Raw genomic sequence first — 18,820 nt, 5'->3', positions numbered from 1 at the left:
GAGTCCTCCACTTCATGCTCGAAGTGTCTCGAATTAAGGGCGCAGAGCCCATCGTCGCCACTGCATGGCGAACCTGCGAACAACACGCCACCCAGTTGAGCGCCGACATGTGCTCTGCTATCCGGTGTCAGGCCAGTTGACTGCGCAGCTGCCGCGCCGCCGCCACCATGTTGACCAACGCGGCTTCAGTCTCCGGCCAGGCCCGGGTCTTGAGGCCGCAGTCCGGGTTGACCCACAGGCGCTCGGCCGGGATGCGCTGCACCGCCTTGCTCAGCAACTTGACCATCTCCTGGGTGTCGGGCACTCGCGGCGAGTGGATGTCGTACACGCCCGGGCCGATATCGTTCGGATAGTCGAAGGCCTTGAAGGCTTCCAGCAACTGCATGTCCGAACGCGAGGTTTCGATGGTGATCACGTCGGCGTCCATCGCCGCAATCGACTTGATCACATCGTTGAACTCGCTGTAGCACATGTGGGTGTGGATCTGGGTTTCATCGCGCACTCCAGACGCACTCAAGCGAAACGCCTGCACTGCCCAATCCAGGTACTCCTGCCACTGCGCCTGGCGCAAGGGCAGGCCTTCGCGGAACGCCGCTTCATCGATCTGGATAATCTTGATCCCGGCCCGTTCGAGGTCCAGCACTTCATCGCGCAGGGCCAGCGCCAACTGCTGCGCCTGGACTTTGCGTGACACATCTTCCCTGGGGAAGGACCACATCAGCATGGTCACGGGACCGGTGAGCATGCCTTTCATGACCTTGTCGGTCAGGCTCTGGGCGTAGGTGATCCAGTCCACGGTCATGGCTTTCGGACGACTGAGGTCGCCGTAGATGATCGCCGGTTTCACACAGCGCGAACCGTAGCTCTGCACCCAGCCAAAACGGCTGAACAGATAGCCGTCCAACTGCTCGGCGAAATACTCGACCATGTCGTTGCGCTCAGCCTCACCGTGCACCAGCACATCCAGCCCCAGGCGTTCCTGGATCTGCACGGCATGGCGAATTTCACTGTGCATGGCATCGGTGTAGTCGTTGGCCGACAACTTGCCCTGCTTGAACGCCTGACGGGCCAGGCGGATCGCCCCGGTCTGGGGGAACGAGCCGATGGTGGTGGTCGGGAAGACCGGCAACTGCAAGCGTGCGCGTTGCTGCTCGATGCGCAGGGCAAACCCCGACTGGCGCTGGCTGTCACTGTCGCGGATGGCGTCGACACGGGCCTGCACCTGGGCCTTGTGAATCCGTGGCGACTGGACGCGACTGGCCTGGATCGCGCGACTTTGCGCCAGTGCGGCTTGCACCTTGGGCGACTGCGGATCGTTCAGGGCGTCACGCAGCACGGCAATCTCGCCACACTTCTGCACGGCAAAAGCCAGCCAGCTTTTCAGTTCAGGGTCGAGCTGGTCCTCGCGTTCCAGGTCCACCGGGCTGTGCAGCAACGAACATGAACTGCTGACCCACAGGTTGTCGCCAAAGCGCTCCTGGGCTACTTGCAGTTGCGCCAGGACCGGCTCCAGTTCACAACGCCAGACGTTGCGACCGTTGACCAGGCCCACCGAGAGAATCTTGTAGGTCGGCAGCCGATCGAGCACGTGCAGCAGTTGGTCGGGCGCACGCACCGCGTCGATGTGCAGGCCCTGGACCGGCAGGCCGACTGCCAGCCCGAGGTTGTCTTGCAGGCCGCTGAAGTAGGTCGCCACCAGCTTTTTCAGCGGCGAGTACTGGAGGATGTGATAGGCCCGTTCGAAAGCGCTTTTCCATGCCTGTGGCAGGTCGAGAGTCAGGATCGGCTCATCGATTTGCACCCACTCCACGCCCTGGGCAGCGAGGCGGCCGAGAATTTCGTTGTACACCGGCAGCAGGCGTTCCAGCAGGTCGAGCTTGTCGAAGTCGTTGCCTTTGGCCTTGCCCAGCCACAGGTAGGTCAGCGGACCGATGATCACCGGCTTGACGTTGTGACCGAGGGCGCGAGCTTCGTCGACTTCATCGAACAGTTGTTCCCAGCTCAGCTTGAACTGCTGGTCGACGCTGAACTCCGGGACCAGATAGTGGTAGTTGGTGTCGAACCACTTGGTCAATTCCTGGGCATATTGCGCCTGGGCATGCTCACCGCCGCAGCAGGTCGCGGTGGCACCACGGGCCATGGCGAACAGGCTGTCGAGGGTCGGTTGGCCCTGGTTATCACGGGTGCTGTCGAAGCGTTGGGGGATCACCCCGAAGGTCAGCGAATGGCTCAGGACCTGGTCGTACCAGGCAAAGTCGCCCACCGGCAGCAGGTCGATCCCGGCCTCCTTCTGCAACTGCCAATGCCTGGCGCGCAGATCGCGGCCGACCGCTTGCAGGGCCGCTTGATCAAGGTCGCCCTTCCAATAGGCTTCGAGGGCTTTTTTCAATTCGCGATCAGCGCCGATGCGGGGAAAACCGAGGGTGTGGGCCAAGGCCATGGCGTTTAACTCCTGAATAAATAATGGGCCTATTGTCGACAGCCAGGCCATCATGAGACAAACTCAACCTTTTCGTGTTCATCACAAAATTTATTCATGGAGGCCACGGTGCTCGAAATCCGTCACCTGAAGACCCTGCACGCCCTGCGTGAAGCCGACAGCCTGGTCGACGCCGCCGAACGCCTGCACCTGACCCAGTCGGCCCTGTCCCACCAGTTCAAGGAACTGGAAGAGCGCATGGGCATGCCGTTGTTCGTGCGCAAGACCAAGCCGGTGCGTTTCACCAGTGCCGGCCTGCGCCTGCTGCAACTGGCCGACGCCACCCTGCCGCTGTTGCGCGGAGCCGAGCGCGACATCGCCCGGCTGGCCGGCGGCACGGCCGGACGCCTGCACATGGCGATCGAATGCCACAGCTGCTTTCAATGGTTGATGCCGACCATCGACCAGTTCCGCGATGCCTGGCCGGAAGTCGAACTGGACCTGGCCTCGGGTTTTTCCTTCGCTCCGCTGCCGGCCCTGGCCCGTGGCGACCTCGACCTGGTGGTGACCTCCGACCCGCTGGAGCTGGCCGGGATCACCTACGTGCCGCTGTTTACCTATGAAGCGATGCTTGCCGTAGCCAATCAGCATCGCCTGGCGAGCAAGCCCTACATCGTGCCCGAGGACCTGCTCAGCGAAACCCTGATCACCTACCCGGTGGAACGGGATCGGCTGGACATCTTCACCCGCTTCCTCGAGCCGGCCGACATCGAGCCAGCCCAGGTGCGGACCTCGGAGCTGACGGTGATGATGATGCAATTGGTCGCCAGCGGTCGCGGCGTCTGCGGCATGCCCCACTGGGCCTTGCATGAGTACAGCTCACGGGGTTATGTGAAGGCCAAGCGGCTGGGGGAGAAAGGCCTGTTCGCCACGCTGTACGCCGGCATCCGCGCCGACATGCTGGATGCGCCGTACATGCGTGACTTCCTGCTGACGGCCAAGGACACCTCGTTCTCCACCCTGGATGGGGTCAGCGTCGTTAGGTGAGGGCAGCTGCAAGCTGCAAGCTTCGAGCTTCGAGCTGCGAGCTTCGAGCTTCAAGCTCGTAGCTCGCAGCTCGCAGCTTATAGCTGCCCCTAAACCATCCGCTTGGGTTCAGACAGCAGGCGTACGGCCAGGGCCGCCAGGACGAAGCCCATGAAATAGCGCTGCACCGCCAGCCAACTCGGGTTGTTGACGAACCAGCTGGCGATGCCTGCGGCGAACAGGGCGATCAGCAGATTGACGGTAAAGCTGACGGTGATCTGGGTCAGGCCCAGGGCGATACTCTGGAAGAAGATCGAGCCGTGCTCAGGGTTGATGAACTGCGGAAACACCGACAGATAGAACACCGCGATCTTCGGGTTCAGCGCGCTGGTGAGAAAGCCCATCAGCATCAGTTTGCGCGAAGAGTCCGGCGCCAGTTGCTGCGCCTCGAACGGCGAGCGAGCGCCGGGCTTGACCGCCTGCCAGGCCATCCACAACAAGTACAAGGCCCCTGCCCACTTCAGCGCCTCATAGGCCATCGGCACCGCCAGGAACACCGCCGTCAAGCCAGCCGCCGCCGCGAACAGGTGCACAAAAAAACCCGCCACCACGCCCACCAGCGAAATCACCCCGGCCTTACGCCCCTGGCAGATCGAGCGGGAAATCAGGTAGATCATGTTCGGCCCCGGGGTCAGTACCAGGAGCAGGGACGCCGCGGCAAAAATCAGCAGGTCGTGGGCAGTAATCATCAGGCAGTCCTTGTCAGTGATCGGTCAGGCCGGAGCCTTCAGTGAACGACGATAAAACGGCAGGATCAGGTCCCGTGTCAATGGCGCCAGCAGCACATCCGGTTCAAACAGCGGATCGACCCACACCACCTCCTCGATCTCGGCGGCCGGGCACACGGTTTGGTAGATCTGCAGCAGGAAGATTTCGGCCTCGACCACAAACCCTGGCTCATTCGCCGCCGGTGCGCAGAACGGGCCCAGGTAACGGGCCTGGGCAGTATCGATGCGCAACCCCAACTCTTCTTCCAGCTCGCGGGCCAGGGCCTGCACCGGTTGTTCGTGGGCTTCGATCTTGCCGCCCGGCTGCATGAACGCAGTGGTGCCACGCTTGCGGACCAGCAGGGTGCGGCCGTCGGGACCGATCAACAGCGCGGCAGCAATGCGGATAATACGGGGCTCAACACAAACGGAATCGGTCATGGACAATCAGCGGCCTTGGTTCAAAGAAACCAAGGATCCCACGGCCGCCGGGGCTGCGTCACCCTCCATGGATTGCCCCTGCCGCCTGTCTGGGCCAGTATGTTCGGCAACTTCAGGCCGTGAGCCGACCGGGAACGCTGAATGAATCACTCGCTGCAGGATATCGCCTGGCACCGCTCCATCGGGCAGTTGATCGATGCCCTCGACAAACCCAACTTCTGGACCCAACTGGTGCGCCTGCTGGACCAGTACCTGAGCTTCGACAGTTGGGTGGTGGTGCTCTTCGACGGGGACCAGCGGCCTCTGGTGTTCGGCGAATGCCCGAGTGCAGACGGTAGCCCCGACCCATTGTTCCAGGATTACCTGATGGGTCTGTTCCTGCTGGACCCGTTCTACATCGCCAGCCGCGAGCAGGCGCGCACTGGGCTCTATCGTCTGTCCGAGGTAGCGCCCGAGCACTTCGAGCTGACCGAGTACTACCAGCGCTACTTTCGCCTGAACGTGGTGGCCGATGAAATCCAGTTCAATTGCCAGCTCGAGGGCGAGCGCACCCTGTGCCTGTCGCTGGGCAGCCAGCAACGGTTCAGCAGCGAACAGATCGCCCTGCTGTCGCTGATCCAACCGTGGGTCCTGAGCCTGCTGCGCCAACGCCTGCCCTATGAAAACGAGGTACCCGCCGCACCTGAGCCGCCGGCCCAGCACACTGACTGGCGCAGCCGCCTGGAAGCTTCATTGCAACAGATCAAGGGCGCGCAACTGACTGCCCGCGAACTGGATGTCGGGCGCTGGATGCTCAGCGGTTGCTCCAGCAAGGAAATCGCCCGTAAGCTGGAAATCTCTGCCGAAACCGTGAAAGTCCATAAGAAACACATTTACAGCAAGCTGGGGATCAAATCCCAGTCCGAGCTGTTTTCGATATTTTTGCAGGCACAAGGAAATCCCGACCTGTAGAAAATCGTGCCGAATTTGATGAGTCCGAACCCAAGGAACCCGTATGAGCCTGTCACTCCTGAGCCGCTACGCCTTCTTTGCCGCCTGTGTGATCTTTACCCTCGCCAGCCTACCGTTTCTGCACCATGAGTGGGTCTGGCCACTGACCATCATCACCGGCCTGCTGAGCCTGCTGGGCATCTTCGACCTGCTGCAAAGCCCCCATGCGGTGCGCCGCAACTACCCGATCCTGGGCAATATCCGCTACCTGGTGGAAGGCATCCGCCCGGAAATCCGCCAGTACCTGCTGGAATCCGACAGCGACGCCCTGCCCTTTTCCCGGGCCCAACGCTCACTGGTCTATTCGCGCGCCAAGAATGAAAGTGCCGACAAACCCTTCGGCACCCTGATCGATGTCTACCAGTCAGGGTTCGAATTCATCGGCCACTCGATGCGCCCGGCCCCGGTGACCGATCCCAGCAGCTTTCGGGTGATCGTCGGCGGCCCGCAGTGCAGCCAGCCGTACTCGGCCTCGGTGTTCAACATCTCGGCCATGAGCTTTGGCTCCCTCAGCGCCAACGCCATCCGGGCGTTGAACCAGGGCGCGAAACTCGGCAACTTCGCCCACGACACCGGCGAGGGCAGCATCAGCCCCTATCACCGTGAACACGGCGGCGACCTGACCTGGGAACTGGGCAGCGGTTACTTCGGCTGCCGCACGACCGATGGCCGCTTCGACCCGGAACGCTTCGCCACCCAGGCCCAGAACCCGCAAGTGCGGATGATCGAAATCAAGATGAGCCAGGGCGCCAAGCCGGGCCACGGCGGGATCCTGCCCAAGCACAAGGTGACCCGGGAAATCGCCGACACCCGCGGCGTACCCATGGGCGAAGACTGCGTCTCGCCGTCGCGCCACAGTGCGTTTTCCACGCCGATTGAAATGATGCACTTCATCCAGCAATTGCGTGAGTTGTCCGGCGGCAAACCGGTGGGCTTCAAGTTCTGCCTGGGTCACCCCTGGGAATTCATGGGCATCGCCAAGGCCATGCTGGAAACCGGAATCCTCCCGGACTTCATCGTGGTCGATGGCAAGGAAGGCGGCACCGGTGCCGCGCCCGTGGAGTTCACCGACCACATTGGTGTGCCGATGCGCGAGGGCCTGCTGTTCGTACACAACACCCTGGTGGGCCTGAACCTGCGGGACAAGATCAAGCTGGGCGCCAGCGGCAAGATCGTCAGCGCGTTCGATATCGCCAGCGTACTGGCCATCGGTGCCGACTGGGCCAACTCGGCCCGCGGCTTCATGTTCGCCATCGGCTGTATCCAGTCGCAGTCGTGCCACACCAATAAATGCCCGACCGGCGTCGCCACCCAGGACACCTTGCGTCAACGCGCCCTGGTGGTCCCGGACAAGGCCCAGCGGGTGTTCAACTTCCACCGCAGCACCCTCAAGGCCCTGGCGGAAATGCTCGCCGCCGCCGGACTCGAACACCCCTCGCAGTTGTCAGCCAAACACCTGGTGCGGCGCATGTCAGCCACCGAGATCAAGCTGTTCTCCCAACTGCATGTATTCCTCAAACCCGGTGAACTGCTGACCGGTGAAGTCAGCGGCGAGTTCTATTCGCGGATGTGGCAAATGGCCCGGGCCGACAGCTTCGAAGCCAATGACGTGGCGGCCTGATACCGCGCACCCCAAGGAAGAACCCATGCTCAAAGTGATTGCCCAGGACTTCATCCAGCCCGAACACATCGACACCGTGCGCCCGTGGTACGCCGAACTGGTGGAGAAAACCCGCCTGGAACCCGACTGCATTGCCTACGACCTGTTCGTCGACCAGCACGATCCGGGACATTTTGTCTTCGTCGAACAATGGCCGAACCAGGCTGCGCTGGACGCCCATTGCCAATCCGAGCACTTCCGCCGGTTGGTGCCGCAGATCAACCAGTACCAGGCCCGGGAGTGCGAGGTATTGCTGATGGACGCGTTCTTGCCGAAGTCGGGATAAACAAACAGCGCACAAATAAAAAGCCCCGGTCAATTAACCGGGGCTTTTTGGTACAGCGCATCAGGCCATCAAGACACCTGGCTGACCGCACCTTGTGTGGCATTGGTCGGTTGCAGCTTGAACGCATAGAACAGCACGGTCAGCAGCACCAGGAACGCCGGGCCGACATACAGGGCGATGCGGGTTTCCGGGAAGTAGGCCATCAGGCCGACCACCAGCACCAGGAACGCCAGCGCCAAGTAGGAGCTGATCGGGTACAGCCACATGCGGTACTTCAGGGCCGCACGCTCGGAAACGCTCAGGCCGCGACGGAACTTGAGTTGCGCCAGCAGGATCATCACCCAGGTCCAGATGGCGCCGAAGGTGGCGATCGCGGTCACCCAGACGAAGACTTTTTCCGGAACCATGTAGTTCAGCAACACGCCCAGCAACAGCACGAAGATCGACAGCAGCAAGGCCCGACGCGGTACGCCGTTGCTCGAGGTGGTGGCGAAACCGGCAGGTGCCTGGCCGTTCTGCGCCAGGCTGTAGAGCATGCGCCCAGTGCTGAAGATGCCGCCGTTGCAGGACGACAGCGCTGCGGTGATCACCACGAAGTTGATGATGCCGGCGGCGGTCTTGATGCCCAGACGCTCGAAGGTCATCACGAACGGGCTACCCTGGGTACCGATTTCGTTCCATGGGTAGATCGACAGGATCACGAACAAGGCACCCACGTAGAACAGCAGAATGCGCCAGAACACCGAGCCAATGGCATTGGGGATGGTCTTCTGCGGGTTCTTCGCTTCACCGGCGGTCAGGCCGATCATCTCAACGCCCAGGTAGGCGAACATCACCATCTGCAGGGACATCAGCACGCCCTGCACGCCGTTGGGCATGAAGCCGCCATGGGTCCACAGGTTGGAAATACCCAGGGCCACGCCATCGTTGCCAAAGCCGAAGGCAATCACACCGATGCCGCCGACTACCATCGCGATGATGGTGACGATCTTGATCAGGGCGAACCAGAACTCGAACTCACCGAATGCCTTGACCGCGATCAGGTTGATCGAGCCCATGCTGATCAGTGCGGCCAGCGCCCAGATCCAGCGTGGCACGTCCGGGAACCAGACGCCCATGTACACCGCCACCGCGGTAATTTCCGCAACGCAGGTCACCAGCCACAGGAACCAGTAGTTCCAGCCGGTGAGAAAACCTGCCAACGGGCCCAGGTAGTCTTGCGCGTAGCGGCTGAACGAGCCCGCCACCGGGTTGTGCACGGCCATCTCACCGAGGGCGCGCATGATCACCAGGATCGCCAGACCGCCGATGATGTAGGACAGCATGATTGCCGGGCCGGCCATTTCGATGGCCTTGGCTGAACCCAGGAACAGACCGACACCGATACAGGCGCCGAGCGCCATCAAGCGAATATGCCGTTCGCCGAGTTCGCGTTTGAGCGGGCCGCCTTGAGCGGTCTCGCCGTGGTGCTGGTGATTGCCGACTGGCATAGGGGTACAACCTCGTCTTGTTATTGGATATGACCACCGAGTGTCGAAGCACCGACCGATAGGCCGACACTTCCTGAAACCGGATCCACTTCGTGGGTGAATCCGTCCTGTAGGACAAAACCTGCAGGATCAGCGGGACGCGCAGTATAAAAAGCTTATCGCAGTTACTTTCACTCTATAAACGACAAAATTCAGAAGGAACTCTCGACAAAAGCCCCATCTGCAGAGGTGTATCACCTGCATTTCGCACATTTACTGAGCTGCGAAGCGGCGCGGAGTATTGCACAGCAATGGTGCAACGTCATGCCCCTACCTAGGCCGTATTTACCGGTTTGAAGGCTCTAGAGCGCCTCCTCCAGAGGTTTACCGACGACTGGTAGGCGCAACGCACCACGCGCTGCGATTGTGCTCATACAAATTTTTCACCCCGCGCCACCAGCGTCTAAGCTTCAGACAAGTCCGATCAATCTGCGTGAATGGATCAGTCGACTATGGGCGCTTTATGGCAAACCGATTCGAGTAAACCTGTGGTGCCAACTGACAGCGTGGAAGAAGCGCCTTTACCGAAAAAAAGCCGTCGCCGCTATGCTTGGCGCTCGTTCTGGCTATTGCTGGTGATCATCCTGATCGTGCTTGGCTTTGCCATTGAAAAAGAGGTGCGGACCTCGCGCTTCCAGGCACGGGAGTTCAGCCGGTTCGCGGCGTCCTTGAGCTACTCGATGCACCCAGGGCCCAGCGATTCGATTTTCTACCCGGGCGCCGGGCCTTTCGATAAACGCCTGGGCTACAGCGCGCTGGGGGACTTTCTGCCACGCCTGCTCAAGCGCGATTATGTGATCGCCGCGCAAACCCGCTTTTCACCCAAGCTGCTCGAGTACAGCAAGAACGGCTTTTTTGTGCCCTACGCCGAGAAAATCCAGGCCGGCCTGTCGATCACCGATTGCACCACCGCCGCGCTCTATCAATTCAAATACCCACAGCAGCTGTATTCGAGCTTCGCCTCGATTCCGCCACTGGTCACCCATAGCCTGCTGTTCATCGAAAACCGTGACTTGCTGGACCCCAAGGAGCCCAAGGCCAACCCCGCCGTCGATTGGCCGCGTTTCGCCAAGGCCGCCTGGTCACAAGTGGCCAAGTTGCTCCACCTGCCCGGCCAGACTGCCGGCGGCAGCACCCTCGCCACCCAACTGGAGAAGTACCGCCACTCGCCGGACGGCCTGACCGTTTCAGGTGGCGAGAAGATTCGCCAGATGATTTCCGCCAGCGTGCGTGCCTATCAGGACGGCCCGCAGACCCTCGAGGCCCGGCAGAATATCGTGCGTGACTACCTCAACAGCGTGCCGCTGTCGGCAGTCCCCGGCCATGGCGAGGTGCATGGCATGGCCGAGGGGTTGCGCGTGTGGTACGGCGCCGACTTCAACCAGGTCAACCAGGCCCTGGCCAGCGACGCCAGCGATCCGCAAAGCCTGGCGCAACGCGGCCTGGCCTTGCGCCAAGTGTTGTCATTGATGATTGCCCAGCGCCGGCCGTCGTATTACCTGACCAAGGGCCAGGCAGACCTGGCGAACCTCACCGACAGCCATATCCGCCTGCTGGCGCAGAACGCCGTGCTCGACCCGGCATTGACCAGCGCGGCACTCGCCAGCAAGGTCACCTACCGTGACTGGGTGCAACAACCGACCATCCAGCCGATTGAAACCAACAAAGGCATCAGCGTCGCGCGCAGTCGCCTGGCCTCCATGCTCAACCGCCCGCTGTATGACCTGGACCGTCTCGACCTGTCCGCCACCAGCACCTTGCAGGGCGACCTGCAGACCCAAGCCAGCGACTACCTCAAGCGCCTCGCCGACCCGGTGTTTGCCGCCGAAATCGGCCTGCTTGGCGAGCGCCTGCTGACAGCCACCAGCACCGCGCAAGTGCGCTACAGCTTCACCTTGCTCGAGCTGACCCCCGACGGCTCGCGCGTGCGGGTGCAAACCGACAGCACCGACCAACCGTTCGACATCAACGAAGGCAGCAAACTGGAGCTGGGCTCCACCGCCAAGTTGCGGGTGCTGACCACCTACCTGCAAATCATCGCGGAGCTGCACGACCGTTACGTCGCCCAGACCCCGACCGAACTGAAAAAAGTCGAAGTCGCCGACCAGGACCGACTGACCCGCTGGGCCGTCGACTACCTGATCCAGAACAGCGACCGCAGCCTGGCGAAAATGCTCGGCGCAGCCCTGGACCGCAAATACTCGGCGAGCCCCGGCGAAGCCTTTTTCACCGGCGGCGGCCTGCACACCTTCCACAACTTTCGCAAAGAGGACAACGGCCGCCTGCCGACCTTGCGCGATTCCCTGCGCGAGTCGATCAACCTGCCGTTCATTCGCCTGATGCGCGACCTGGTGCGCTACACCACCTATTCCGGGCCGGACAACAGCGGCCAGTTGCTCAAGGATGACGTCAACCCGCGACGCCAGGAATACCTGGCCCAGTTCGCCGACCGCGAAGGCACTTCGTTCCTGCTGAAGTTCTGGAAGAAGTACCAGAAAAAAGACACCCAGGCGCGTCTCGACACCTTCCTGGACAGCATGCACCCCACGGCTATTCGCCTGGCAGCGGTGCACCGCTATCTGCTGCCAGAAGCCTCCCAGGAGAGCTTCAACAGCTTTGTGCGCTCGCATCTGAAAACCCTCAAGACCAAGGAAAAGCTCACCGACGAGCGCCTGGAGCGCCTCTACGCCAGCTACGGCCCCGGTGCCTACGACCTCCCCGACCAGGGCTTCATTGCCAAGGTCCACCCGCTGGACCTGTGGCTGATCGGCTACCTGCTCAATAACCCGGACGCCAAGTTCAGCCAGATCGTCAAGGCCAGCCAGTTCGAGCGTCAGGAGGTCTACAGCTGGCTGTTCAAGAGCAAGCACAAGAGCGCCCGCGACAGCCGCATCCGCACCATGCTGGAGATCGAAGCCTTCCTCGACATTCACCAGCGCTGGCAAAAAGTCGGTTACCCCTTCGACCACCTGGTGCCGTCGCTGGCCACCGCCATCGGCAGTTCCGGCGACCGCCCTGCCGCCCTGGCGGAGCTGGTCGGCACCATCCTCAACGACGGTGTGCGCATGCCGACCCTGCGCATCGACAGCCTGCATTTTGCCGCCGACACTCCCTACGAGACTCGCCTGACCAACGACCCCGACGCCGGCAAGCGGGTCATGCCGGTGGAAGTGGCCACGGCCCTGCGTGAAGCACTGTCACAGGTGGTCGACGCCGGTACCGCAAAACGTGTGGCTGGCAGCTTCAAACTAGCCGATGGCACGCCACTGGCGATGGGCGGCAAGACCGGCACCGGCGACAACCGCATCGAAGCCGTCGGTTCGGGCGGGCGCATTCTCAGTTCCAAGGCGATCAACCGCACCGCGACTTTCGTGTTCTACATTGGCGATCATCACTTCGGCACCCTGACTGCCTTCGTGCCGGGAGCCTCCGCCCAAGGCTTCAAGTTCACCTCGGCCTTGCCGGTGCAAGTGCTCAAGGGCATGGCGCCGATCCTCACGCCTTACCTGCAACCGGGCACCCATACGATGTGCCAGCCAACCGTGGCAACCGAGGCAACCGTCCGCCGCTAGGCAAGGATCGACAGACGCACCCGCGTGGCGGCAACCCTATACTTTTCACTCCTGTTTTTTTCCGGGTTCGGGACGAAATCGACGTCATTGAGAACCTGGTTTGGCGCTTTTTTTATGTAAGGTCGGATTCCTGCTGTCGGACTACCGGACATCAAGGCGCAGCGGCGATGAATATCACTCGTACATTGCCGTAATAAACACCCGGTTTGTATCCGCCGGCGGGCACTTTCGGCTGGATCTCCAGCGGGAAGCGTCCACCGGCCATGGCCTGGGCTGCCGATACCACTTCGCGCGGTTGCGGATCATGGCTCAACTCCTGGCCATTGAAGCTGACGCGCAAATAGATGTTCTGCTCGTCGCGCCCGTTGGACAAATAGGGCTCGGCTTCCAGCCGTGCTTCGATCGCGCTGGTGTCGTGCTTGACGTCGAAGTTCTTGCGCAACCCCACCAGCGTTTTGCTGTGAATGTTCCATGGCAATATCTGTTCGCGATGTATCCAGTCCGTTTCGGCCGGGATCACGTAAAACCCCAGCGTCGGTATGTCCACCGAGACCTCGAACCTGTGTTCTTCCCGCGCCGCGAACGCGAGGGAGCTCACCAGCGCCATCACGCCAGCCCACATGGCGATGGCCGATTGCTTGATCATGTCAGGTACCTGTTGCGTCAATTAATACCGCGAGCCCGTCAAGGCGACCCGCCCCTGGGGAATTACTGGCCGGCAACCTGCAGCACTTTTTTCGATGGCCCCTCGACCAGGTTGAAGCGGTACTCACGTCCCGGCTTCTTGTCGAACACGAAATCCTTGCCTGCACGGATGTGGTGCTTGGTGATGGGTTCGCACTCGTTTTCCTGTTTGATCGAGCAGTTGCGAAATTCGTCGACCACCACTGAAGCATTGCCGTTGTTACGAATACGGTAGGTGCTTGCACCGTTCTCGATCACGCTGTCGTAACGGCTGTTGTTCGGCCGGACGAAGAACACCGTGCCGAACCCGGTCATGACGTTGACCCCGGCCGATAGATTCTTTTTGTAATCCTCGCGCTCGTCACTGGACACCGCGAACTCGTCTTCCTTTTCCGGGACGACCGGGACAAAACGCACCCGAAAATAGCGTTCGTTGTCACGCTCTCCCATGAACAACAACCGCGTGCCCTGCATCCCGTTCGCCGGGATGATCAAGCGCGCCGGACTGGCCATCAATCCGTCACGGGACGTCGCATCCGGGTCACTCTTGACCGGCACTTCATTGGGGACGCCGTTGGCGTCGTAGACGATTTCCAGAATATTGACCTTGACGAAAGCCGTGCTGTCACCGCTGTTGAATACGCGTTTGAGGTAGGTACTTTTGTCGCCTTCCAGATAGTCGTAGACCGTCCCGACGTTAATCTGCGGCCCCGCCGAAACAGCCAGGGAAAAACCGCTCAAACCCATCACTAGCAACAAACGCTTCATACCCATGAACCTCTTCACATTGAACACAACACACACACTCCACGCATCGATGCGCGCGCCATCAGATATCCGAGTCCCAGATCACATAGACACCGCCGGAATAAGTGCCTGCCACACCGGGTTTCAGCATGCTTTCCACATGCTGTGGCGAGATTTCGAAATGCAGGGTTCCCGGTGCCCGATCAACATAGAACCCAGGCTGAAATTGTTGCGCATTCTCCGGACTCGGCATCAATCGCAGGCGCCTGACCGGTTGCCCGGAGAGGTCGGTCAAGCCATTGGGCAGGCTGACACTGACAAACAGCGGCACTCGACGGTTCGCTTCACGATTCTCAAGCGCGCAATTGGGAAACAGGCCGATGCCACATATCAATTGCATCTTGAAACGCGACGACGCCGAGATGTTGAAGGTCTGATCGCGGAACAGACTCACCGGCCGCCGCCCGGCCTGCAGCCAGCTCTGCCAGCCACCGGCGGGCACCAGCTGGATCTTTTCACCACCGGGAGGAATCTCGACTTTCAGGGTGTGCTGAACATCCAGCACGAAATCCAGGGTCAGGTCCGAATCGTTTGGAATCATGACGTCGCCGAAGTCGAAGTCACCGTTAGGGCCCAGGCTATAACTCAAGCTTCCGGTATAGAGCCCCGACGACATGCCTAGCGGGTTGGGCGTACGCAGTTCGTAGGCAAAATCCAGATAGCCATAGGTCATGGCAGGGATTGCAAAGTTGGCCACCTTGACGCAAGGGCGCTCATCGGGAGTTTTCCAGAAAAAAGCGTACGTTCTCGACCCGAAAAAACCCATTCCAGTGGTTGAGCAGGGAGGTGCTGGATACACCCAGCCTGCGCCTTTCCATAACCGATCGTGCCCTTCCCCTGGACTCGAGGCGCCGGTCAGATTGGCGGCCGTATCACTCAAGACATAATTGGAGCCAACGCCGGAAATACGTACCTCGACTGTTTCGATTCCCCCCGTATCGGCATTGGTAACCGTCAATGAACGCCATCCTCCGGGCACTTTGAACATTGCACTGTCACGCGGTCCGGCATCGGCTTGAATTGCCTTGTTCGACTCGAGTTGTGTCATCAGACGGATACTGAATGTATCGCTATTGCTGCAGATAACCGGGTAGTACTCGCAGTACCCGGTGGACGGTGTCTTGTTGAGGAACGCGTTGCGCTGCGGATTCGCAGGGTCGGGGCGGAACAACGCCCTGATTTCCTGATTCACCGCCTCGGCCGGTGTCGCCACAAACAGCGCCAGCACGCACAGCAATTGCGGTATGCAAGTCTTGAGATTCACCATTTAACTGGCCTCCTGTCGAGTGAATGAAGCATCCGCCAACGTATCTGGCGAGCAGCGCAAATCGCCGATCATCAACACGTTGTTTTCACTACGATGCTTGTCGACATCAAGCCGGAACTGGCACAGCAACTGGTCGGCATAACGCACTTCCAGCGTCGGCGAGCCGGCATGCATTTCCATCGAAAAAAAGCCGTCGACTTCGCTGACCCCACGGCTGGCGTGGTTGATCACGTGATGCCCCTTGAGCGGCCGTCCTTGTGGGTCGACGAGGCGACCAAGTACGGTCAGGGTTTTCATCACGCGCACCTTGCGGTACTCCACGCCGCCCTTGTTCAGGTGATAGCGGGTGCGCGCCGGTTCGATGCTCGCCGCCGGTACGTGATTGCCGTCGAAGTCGAAGCTCACCGAACTGTTGCGGTAAGCCGTGAGCGGTATGAAGTTGCGCCCTGGCCGCAACGCCGCGCTGCCACCGCTGAGGTCGTCGGCGCGCAAGGCAATGCCGTCGATATCGGACTCGACGTCGACGATCATCCCCGCACCGCGCCCCTGATGCTGGCTGGTCAGCGCCATGCGTTGCGCACCGACCACCAGGGTGCTGTCGAGGTTCACGCCGCCAGTGAACTTGTCGTTGAACGATGAGCGCTGGATGAATCCATCGCCGTTGATGACATCGGTACGAAAGTTCGCCAGGCTCGACAAGCCGACGCCATAGGTATCGGTGAGCGCGGTCACCGAGACGCTCTGCAGCACGTGGTCTTGCAGGTCTTTGCGGTAACCGAACGAGGCGTTGTTGTCGCGACCGCCATCACGGGCGGTGCGGCTGCCGATGCTGCCGGAAATCTGCTGGCCCGGACCGCCGAGCGCCAGGTTGATACTGAGGTCGACGCCGCGATTGCGCGCATCACCGCTGCTATAGCTGCCGGGGCGATCGAACAGCGACAGTCGCCAGTTGGCATCGCTGCCAAACAACTCGGTGCGTTGCGTCCAGCCCAGGTCGACACCCATACCTTCGACGTTGCCCTCACTGTGGGACACCCGCGTGTTGAGCGAACTCTTGCGGCTGATCCGGTGGTTCAGCGCCAGCGACGAGTTGCTGGTCTCGCCGGTGAACACATTGCGTTGGCGCACACGGGTGCCGTCGGGCAGGGTTTCGTAAGTGTTGGTGGTGTCGAGCCAACTACGGTTGTGGCTGATCACCAGGCTGCCGGAGCCGTAGTTGTACAGCCCTTGCAGGTCTGCACCGGTGCCATGATCCTCGGTCTGGTACAGGTTGGCGTAGAGACTGACGCGATCGCCCAAGGTCCAGTCGATGGAGCTGCCGTACTGCAGCTTTTCCCGCACCTGGCGAGCCGACAGCCCGAGAATCACCCGTGGGTGCAGCAGGTAGTTGATCGAGGCCCCGGCCGTGGCATCGCCGCTGTCCTGTTCATCCCAATTGCTCAGCAGCTTGCTTTCCTGCCCGGCAAACAGGTTGTAGCGCCAGCGCTCCTCGTGGTTGCGCCAGTTGTTGGGTTTGTAGATCAGCTCCTGGGTGGTCGAGGTGATTTGCCCGTCCTCGATCAAGCGTACCTCTACCTCGTAGATCCCTCCCGGCAGCGGACGCGTGTCGAGGGTCTGCAAGCCGGCCGGCACCGATTGCGTGTTGATCAGCAGGCCCTCGCGATAGATCTCCACGGACGCCTGGCGGTTGGCCGTGACATACACCGGATACACGCTGGGCTTGGGGCTGTCGATCGCCAGGCTGTCGGAGCTGCCGTACATCACGCCCACAGCGGTGTCCGGGCTGGTGCCGAACGAGCGTGGCTGGCGTGTCAGGCCTTCGGAGTTGGGAGTGAAGTAGCCCAGGCGCAAAAAACTGCCCTGCAGTTCGCGCTGGGTATAGAGCTCATGCACCGCGTGATAGGTCTGCTCATCCGACCCGCCCAGGCGCGCCAGTTGCATATTGAACACCTGGCTCCAATTGCCCAGGCTGGCGCTGGCCTCAAGGCCAAAACGTCCACCCAGGTCTTGATCCTGGCCGCCATTGAGATTGAGCTGGTTACGCACCATCAACCCGCTGCTGCCGCCTTCGGGCTGATCGTAGAAGTGTTTGGCTTCGCTATCGCGTTCGGCATTCTCGGTGACGATCGACAGCAAAGAGTTTTCCAGGTTGTAGTGCACCGCCAGCATCTGCTCCGGGCATTGCCCCGTGCAGGTGCCCAGCGCCACGCCGGACTTCAGGGTATCGGCCCAGGTCTCACGTTCGCCGGCACCGAAGCGACTCTCGCTGGTGTCGGTGAAATCGAGCAAGGTCACCCGGTCATCGCGGGACAACACAATCATCGCCTCGCCCAGCGGTTGTTGATCAAGCTCGACCCGAACCGCCAGCGGCACATCGAAAAAATGTTCTTCGAACTCGGCCGGCAGGCCCTTGGCCTGTGCCAGCAAACTTCGCGGCGTGTAATCAATCGAAGTGGGCGCCGCAAATGCACTGCTACATAACAGCAGCGCGAGCGCCGCCGCGATGGGCGTCATCGGGAACATGAACGAATACTCTGATTACGAAAGGTTGAATCCCGGCCGACACGCGAACGCAGTGCCGACCGGTCACGTTACTTAAGCAAGTAAGCGCTTACCGCTATCGATCAAGTTCAAAGAGAAACCGGGAGAACGGCGTCAAACGTCATATTGACCGAGCCGGTGTAAGAGCCAGCTGCAATGTTGGGGCTGATCGCCTTGATATTCAGTGGCGCACGGAAATTTACGTTCGACTCGGTTTCGCCGACCACCATTTGCGGAGTCGTGGAGAGGACAACACCATTGATTGCCACTTGCAGATTGATTGCGTTGGAACCGGAGTACAGTTGCGGCACGTTATCCAGGCTGGCGTGTACAGAGCCATTAGTGTTGATCATGTCAAAGAAGCCATTGACCTCGCCCATTTTGCCGGTGGTTGGCTGATAGCTCATGTCCTGGTCCTTGTTGACCAAGTCAGGATCGGTCGGGACTACATAGAAGCCGTTGGTCGGCACTTCAGCTATCAGGCTGATCGAGTGACGGGCTTCACCGGCGGCAAATGCCATCGAAGAACTCAGAGCCAGAACAGCCAGGGGAGCAGCGAACGCGATTTTCTTGAACATCTTCAGTACCTGTCTTTTTAATAGGGTCGATGCAGTAAAAGCGACAACTGACTGGTGACCAGTCAAACGCCGAGATGGCGTTTTGTCTCAACTTTCAAAGCCAGCAAATCATCGAACATTTATTTTTAAAAGTAAGCAGGCAAGTTCCGTCCTTTGCGTAGCTGGAGTGCTATTCAAGCGGAAAGAAAAAACAATAAAAATCAAACACTCAGCTCAACAGCCGTCAGACTGAAACCACATACAGATTCTCTGG

At 60.6% G+C, this 18,820-nt stretch carries 14 protein-coding genes; 5 read left to right on the top strand and 9 right to left on the bottom strand.

From position 1 onward, the window contains the following. Positions 1-127 precede the first annotated feature (127 nt). Positions 128-2,440: a 5-methyltetrahydropteroyltriglutamate--homocysteine S-methyltransferase gene (gene metE / locus ACIOVD_RS04030; protein WP_401126270.1), complete on the bottom strand. Its 2,313-nt coding sequence runs from the start codon at positions 2,438-2,440 to the stop codon at positions 128-130. A gap of 108 nt (positions 2,441-2,548) precedes the next feature. Here metE and metR point away from each other — a divergent pair, with 108 nt between their 5' ends. Next, positions 2,549-3,466: a transcriptional regulator MetR gene (gene metR, locus ACIOVD_RS04025; RefSeq protein ID WP_095165972.1), complete on the top strand. Its 918-nt coding sequence runs from the start codon at positions 2,549-2,551 to the stop codon at positions 3,464-3,466. An 89-nt stretch (positions 3,467-3,555) separates the two neighbouring features. Here the strand turns inward: metR and ACIOVD_RS04020 are convergent, their stop codons facing one another. Both ACIOVD_RS04020 and ACIOVD_RS04015 read right to left on the bottom strand, forming a co-directional pair. Next, on the bottom strand, positions 3,556-4,194 hold the full coding sequence (locus tag ACIOVD_RS04020; protein ID WP_320332943.1) for a LysE family translocator: 639 nt from the start codon (positions 4,192-4,194) through the stop codon (positions 3,556-3,558). A 24-nt stretch (positions 4,195-4,218) separates the two neighbouring features. Continuing rightward, entirely contained in the window at positions 4,219-4,653 is a 435-nt protein-coding gene (locus ACIOVD_RS04015) for an NUDIX domain-containing protein (protein WP_401126267.1), read from the bottom strand. Between the two features lie 141 nt (positions 4,654-4,794). Between ACIOVD_RS04015 and ACIOVD_RS04010 the strand changes: the two genes are divergently transcribed. From ACIOVD_RS04010 to ACIOVD_RS04000, 3 genes are read left to right on the top strand one after another with little or no spacing between them, the layout of a single operon-like run. Next, entirely contained in the window at positions 4,795-5,604 is an 810-nt protein-coding gene (locus ACIOVD_RS04010; RefSeq protein WP_095165978.1) for a helix-turn-helix transcriptional regulator, read from the top strand. A 43-nt stretch (positions 5,605-5,647) separates the two neighbouring features. Then, entirely contained in the window at positions 5,648-7,264 is a 1,617-nt protein-coding gene (locus ACIOVD_RS04005; protein ID WP_159997755.1) for an FMN-binding glutamate synthase family protein, read from the top strand. A gap of 25 nt (positions 7,265-7,289) precedes the next feature. Beyond that, a complete protein-coding gene (locus tag ACIOVD_RS04000; protein ID WP_159997757.1) occupies positions 7,290-7,589 on the top strand; it encodes a putative quinol monooxygenase in 300 nt (99 codons plus the stop codon). 68 nt (positions 7,590-7,657) lie between these two features. On the opposite strand, the gene ACIOVD_RS03995 is transcribed toward ACIOVD_RS04000, so the two are convergent. After that, the gene (locus tag ACIOVD_RS03995; protein WP_401126264.1) at positions 7,658-9,079 is read right to left on the bottom strand and encodes an amino acid permease; all 1,422 of its coding nucleotides are present in this window, start codon (positions 9,077-9,079) and stop codon (positions 7,658-7,660) included. A 491-nt stretch (positions 9,080-9,570) separates the two neighbouring features. Here ACIOVD_RS03995 and ACIOVD_RS03990 point away from each other — a divergent pair, with 491 nt between their 5' ends. Continuing rightward, entirely contained in the window at positions 9,571-12,690 is a 3,120-nt protein-coding gene (locus ACIOVD_RS03990; RefSeq protein WP_401126262.1) for a transglycosylase domain-containing protein, read from the top strand. 151 nt (positions 12,691-12,841) lie between these two features. Here the strand turns inward: ACIOVD_RS03990 and ACIOVD_RS03985 are convergent, their stop codons facing one another. The 5 genes from ACIOVD_RS03985 to ACIOVD_RS03965 all read right to left on the bottom strand — a co-directional run bounded on the left by ACIOVD_RS03985 (position 12,842) and on the right by ACIOVD_RS03965 (position 18,567). Next, complete coding sequence (locus ACIOVD_RS03985; protein WP_401126260.1) at positions 12,842-13,336, bottom strand: CS1 type fimbrial major subunit; 495 nt, start codon at positions 13,334-13,336, stop codon at positions 12,842-12,844. A 62-nt stretch (positions 13,337-13,398) separates the two neighbouring features. Further along, entirely contained in the window at positions 13,399-14,142 is a 744-nt protein-coding gene (locus tag ACIOVD_RS03980; protein ID WP_401126258.1) for a molecular chaperone, read from the bottom strand. 61 nt (positions 14,143-14,203) lie between these two features. Continuing rightward, on the bottom strand, positions 14,204-15,448 hold the full coding sequence (locus tag ACIOVD_RS03975) for a hypothetical protein (RefSeq protein WP_401126256.1): 1,245 nt from the start codon (positions 15,446-15,448) through the stop codon (positions 14,204-14,206). Then, positions 15,449-17,971 carry a CS1-pili formation C-terminal domain-containing protein gene (locus ACIOVD_RS03970; RefSeq protein ID WP_401126254.1) on the bottom strand — a complete coding sequence of 841 codons (2,523 nt, stop codon included), beginning with the start codon at positions 17,969-17,971 and terminating at the stop codon, positions 15,449-15,451. It lies immediately after the preceding gene. 107 nt (positions 17,972-18,078) lie between these two features. After that, complete coding sequence (locus tag ACIOVD_RS03965) at positions 18,079-18,567, bottom strand: CS1 type fimbrial major subunit (RefSeq protein WP_401126252.1); 489 nt, start codon at positions 18,565-18,567, stop codon at positions 18,079-18,081. Positions 18,568-18,820: the final 253 nt, after the last annotated feature.

The sequence above is a fragment of the Pseudomonas sp. NPDC087626 genome (assembly GCF_044743405.1).
In the GTDB taxonomy this organism is placed as follows: Bacteria; Pseudomonadota; Gammaproteobacteria; order Pseudomonadales; family Pseudomonadaceae; genus Aquipseudomonas.
The sequence above is the reverse complement of the archived record's forward strand: the minus strand, read 5'-3'. Positions and strand labels throughout refer to the sequence as shown.

What these genes read in the sequence shown, in the direction of transcription:
- metE (WP_401126270.1), bottom strand. Translation starts at nt 2,440, where the DNA reads ATGGCCTTGGCCCACACCCTCGGTTTTCCCCGCATCGGCGCTGATCGC.
- ACIOVD_RS04020 (WP_320332943.1), bottom strand. Translation starts at nt 4,194, where the DNA reads ATGATTACTGCCCACGACCTGCTGATTTTTGCCGCGGCGTCCCTGCTC.
- ACIOVD_RS04015 (WP_401126267.1), bottom strand. Translation starts at nt 4,653, where the DNA reads ATGACCGATTCCGTTTGTGTTGAGCCCCGTATTATCCGCATTGCTGCC.
- ACIOVD_RS04010 (WP_095165978.1), top strand. Translation starts at nt 4,795, where the DNA reads ATGAATCACTCGCTGCAGGATATCGCCTGGCACCGCTCCATCGGGCAG.
- ACIOVD_RS04005 (WP_159997755.1), top strand. Translation starts at nt 5,648, where the DNA reads ATGAGCCTGTCACTCCTGAGCCGCTACGCCTTCTTTGCCGCCTGTGTG.
- ACIOVD_RS04000 (WP_159997757.1), top strand. Translation starts at nt 7,290, where the DNA reads ATGCTCAAAGTGATTGCCCAGGACTTCATCCAGCCCGAACACATCGAC.
- ACIOVD_RS03995 (WP_401126264.1), bottom strand. Translation starts at nt 9,079, where the DNA reads ATGCCAGTCGGCAATCACCAGCACCACGGCGAGACCGCTCAAGGCGGC.
- ACIOVD_RS03990 (WP_401126262.1), top strand. Translation starts at nt 9,571, where the DNA reads ATGGGCGCTTTATGGCAAACCGATTCGAGTAAACCTGTGGTGCCAACT.
- ACIOVD_RS03985 (WP_401126260.1), bottom strand. Translation starts at nt 13,336, where the DNA reads ATGATCAAGCAATCGGCCATCGCCATGTGGGCTGGCGTGATGGCGCTG.
- ACIOVD_RS03980 (WP_401126258.1), bottom strand. Translation starts at nt 14,142, where the DNA reads ATGAAGCGTTTGTTGCTAGTGATGGGTTTGAGCGGTTTTTCCCTGGCT.
- ACIOVD_RS03975 (WP_401126256.1), bottom strand. Translation starts at nt 15,448, where the DNA reads ATGGTGAATCTCAAGACTTGCATACCGCAATTGCTGTGCGTGCTGGCG.
- ACIOVD_RS03970 (WP_401126254.1), bottom strand. Translation starts at nt 17,971, where the DNA reads ATGTTCCCGATGACGCCCATCGCGGCGGCGCTCGCGCTGCTGTTATGT.
- ACIOVD_RS03965 (WP_401126252.1), bottom strand. Translation starts at nt 18,567, where the DNA reads ATGTTCAAGAAAATCGCGTTCGCTGCTCCCCTGGCTGTTCTGGCTCTG.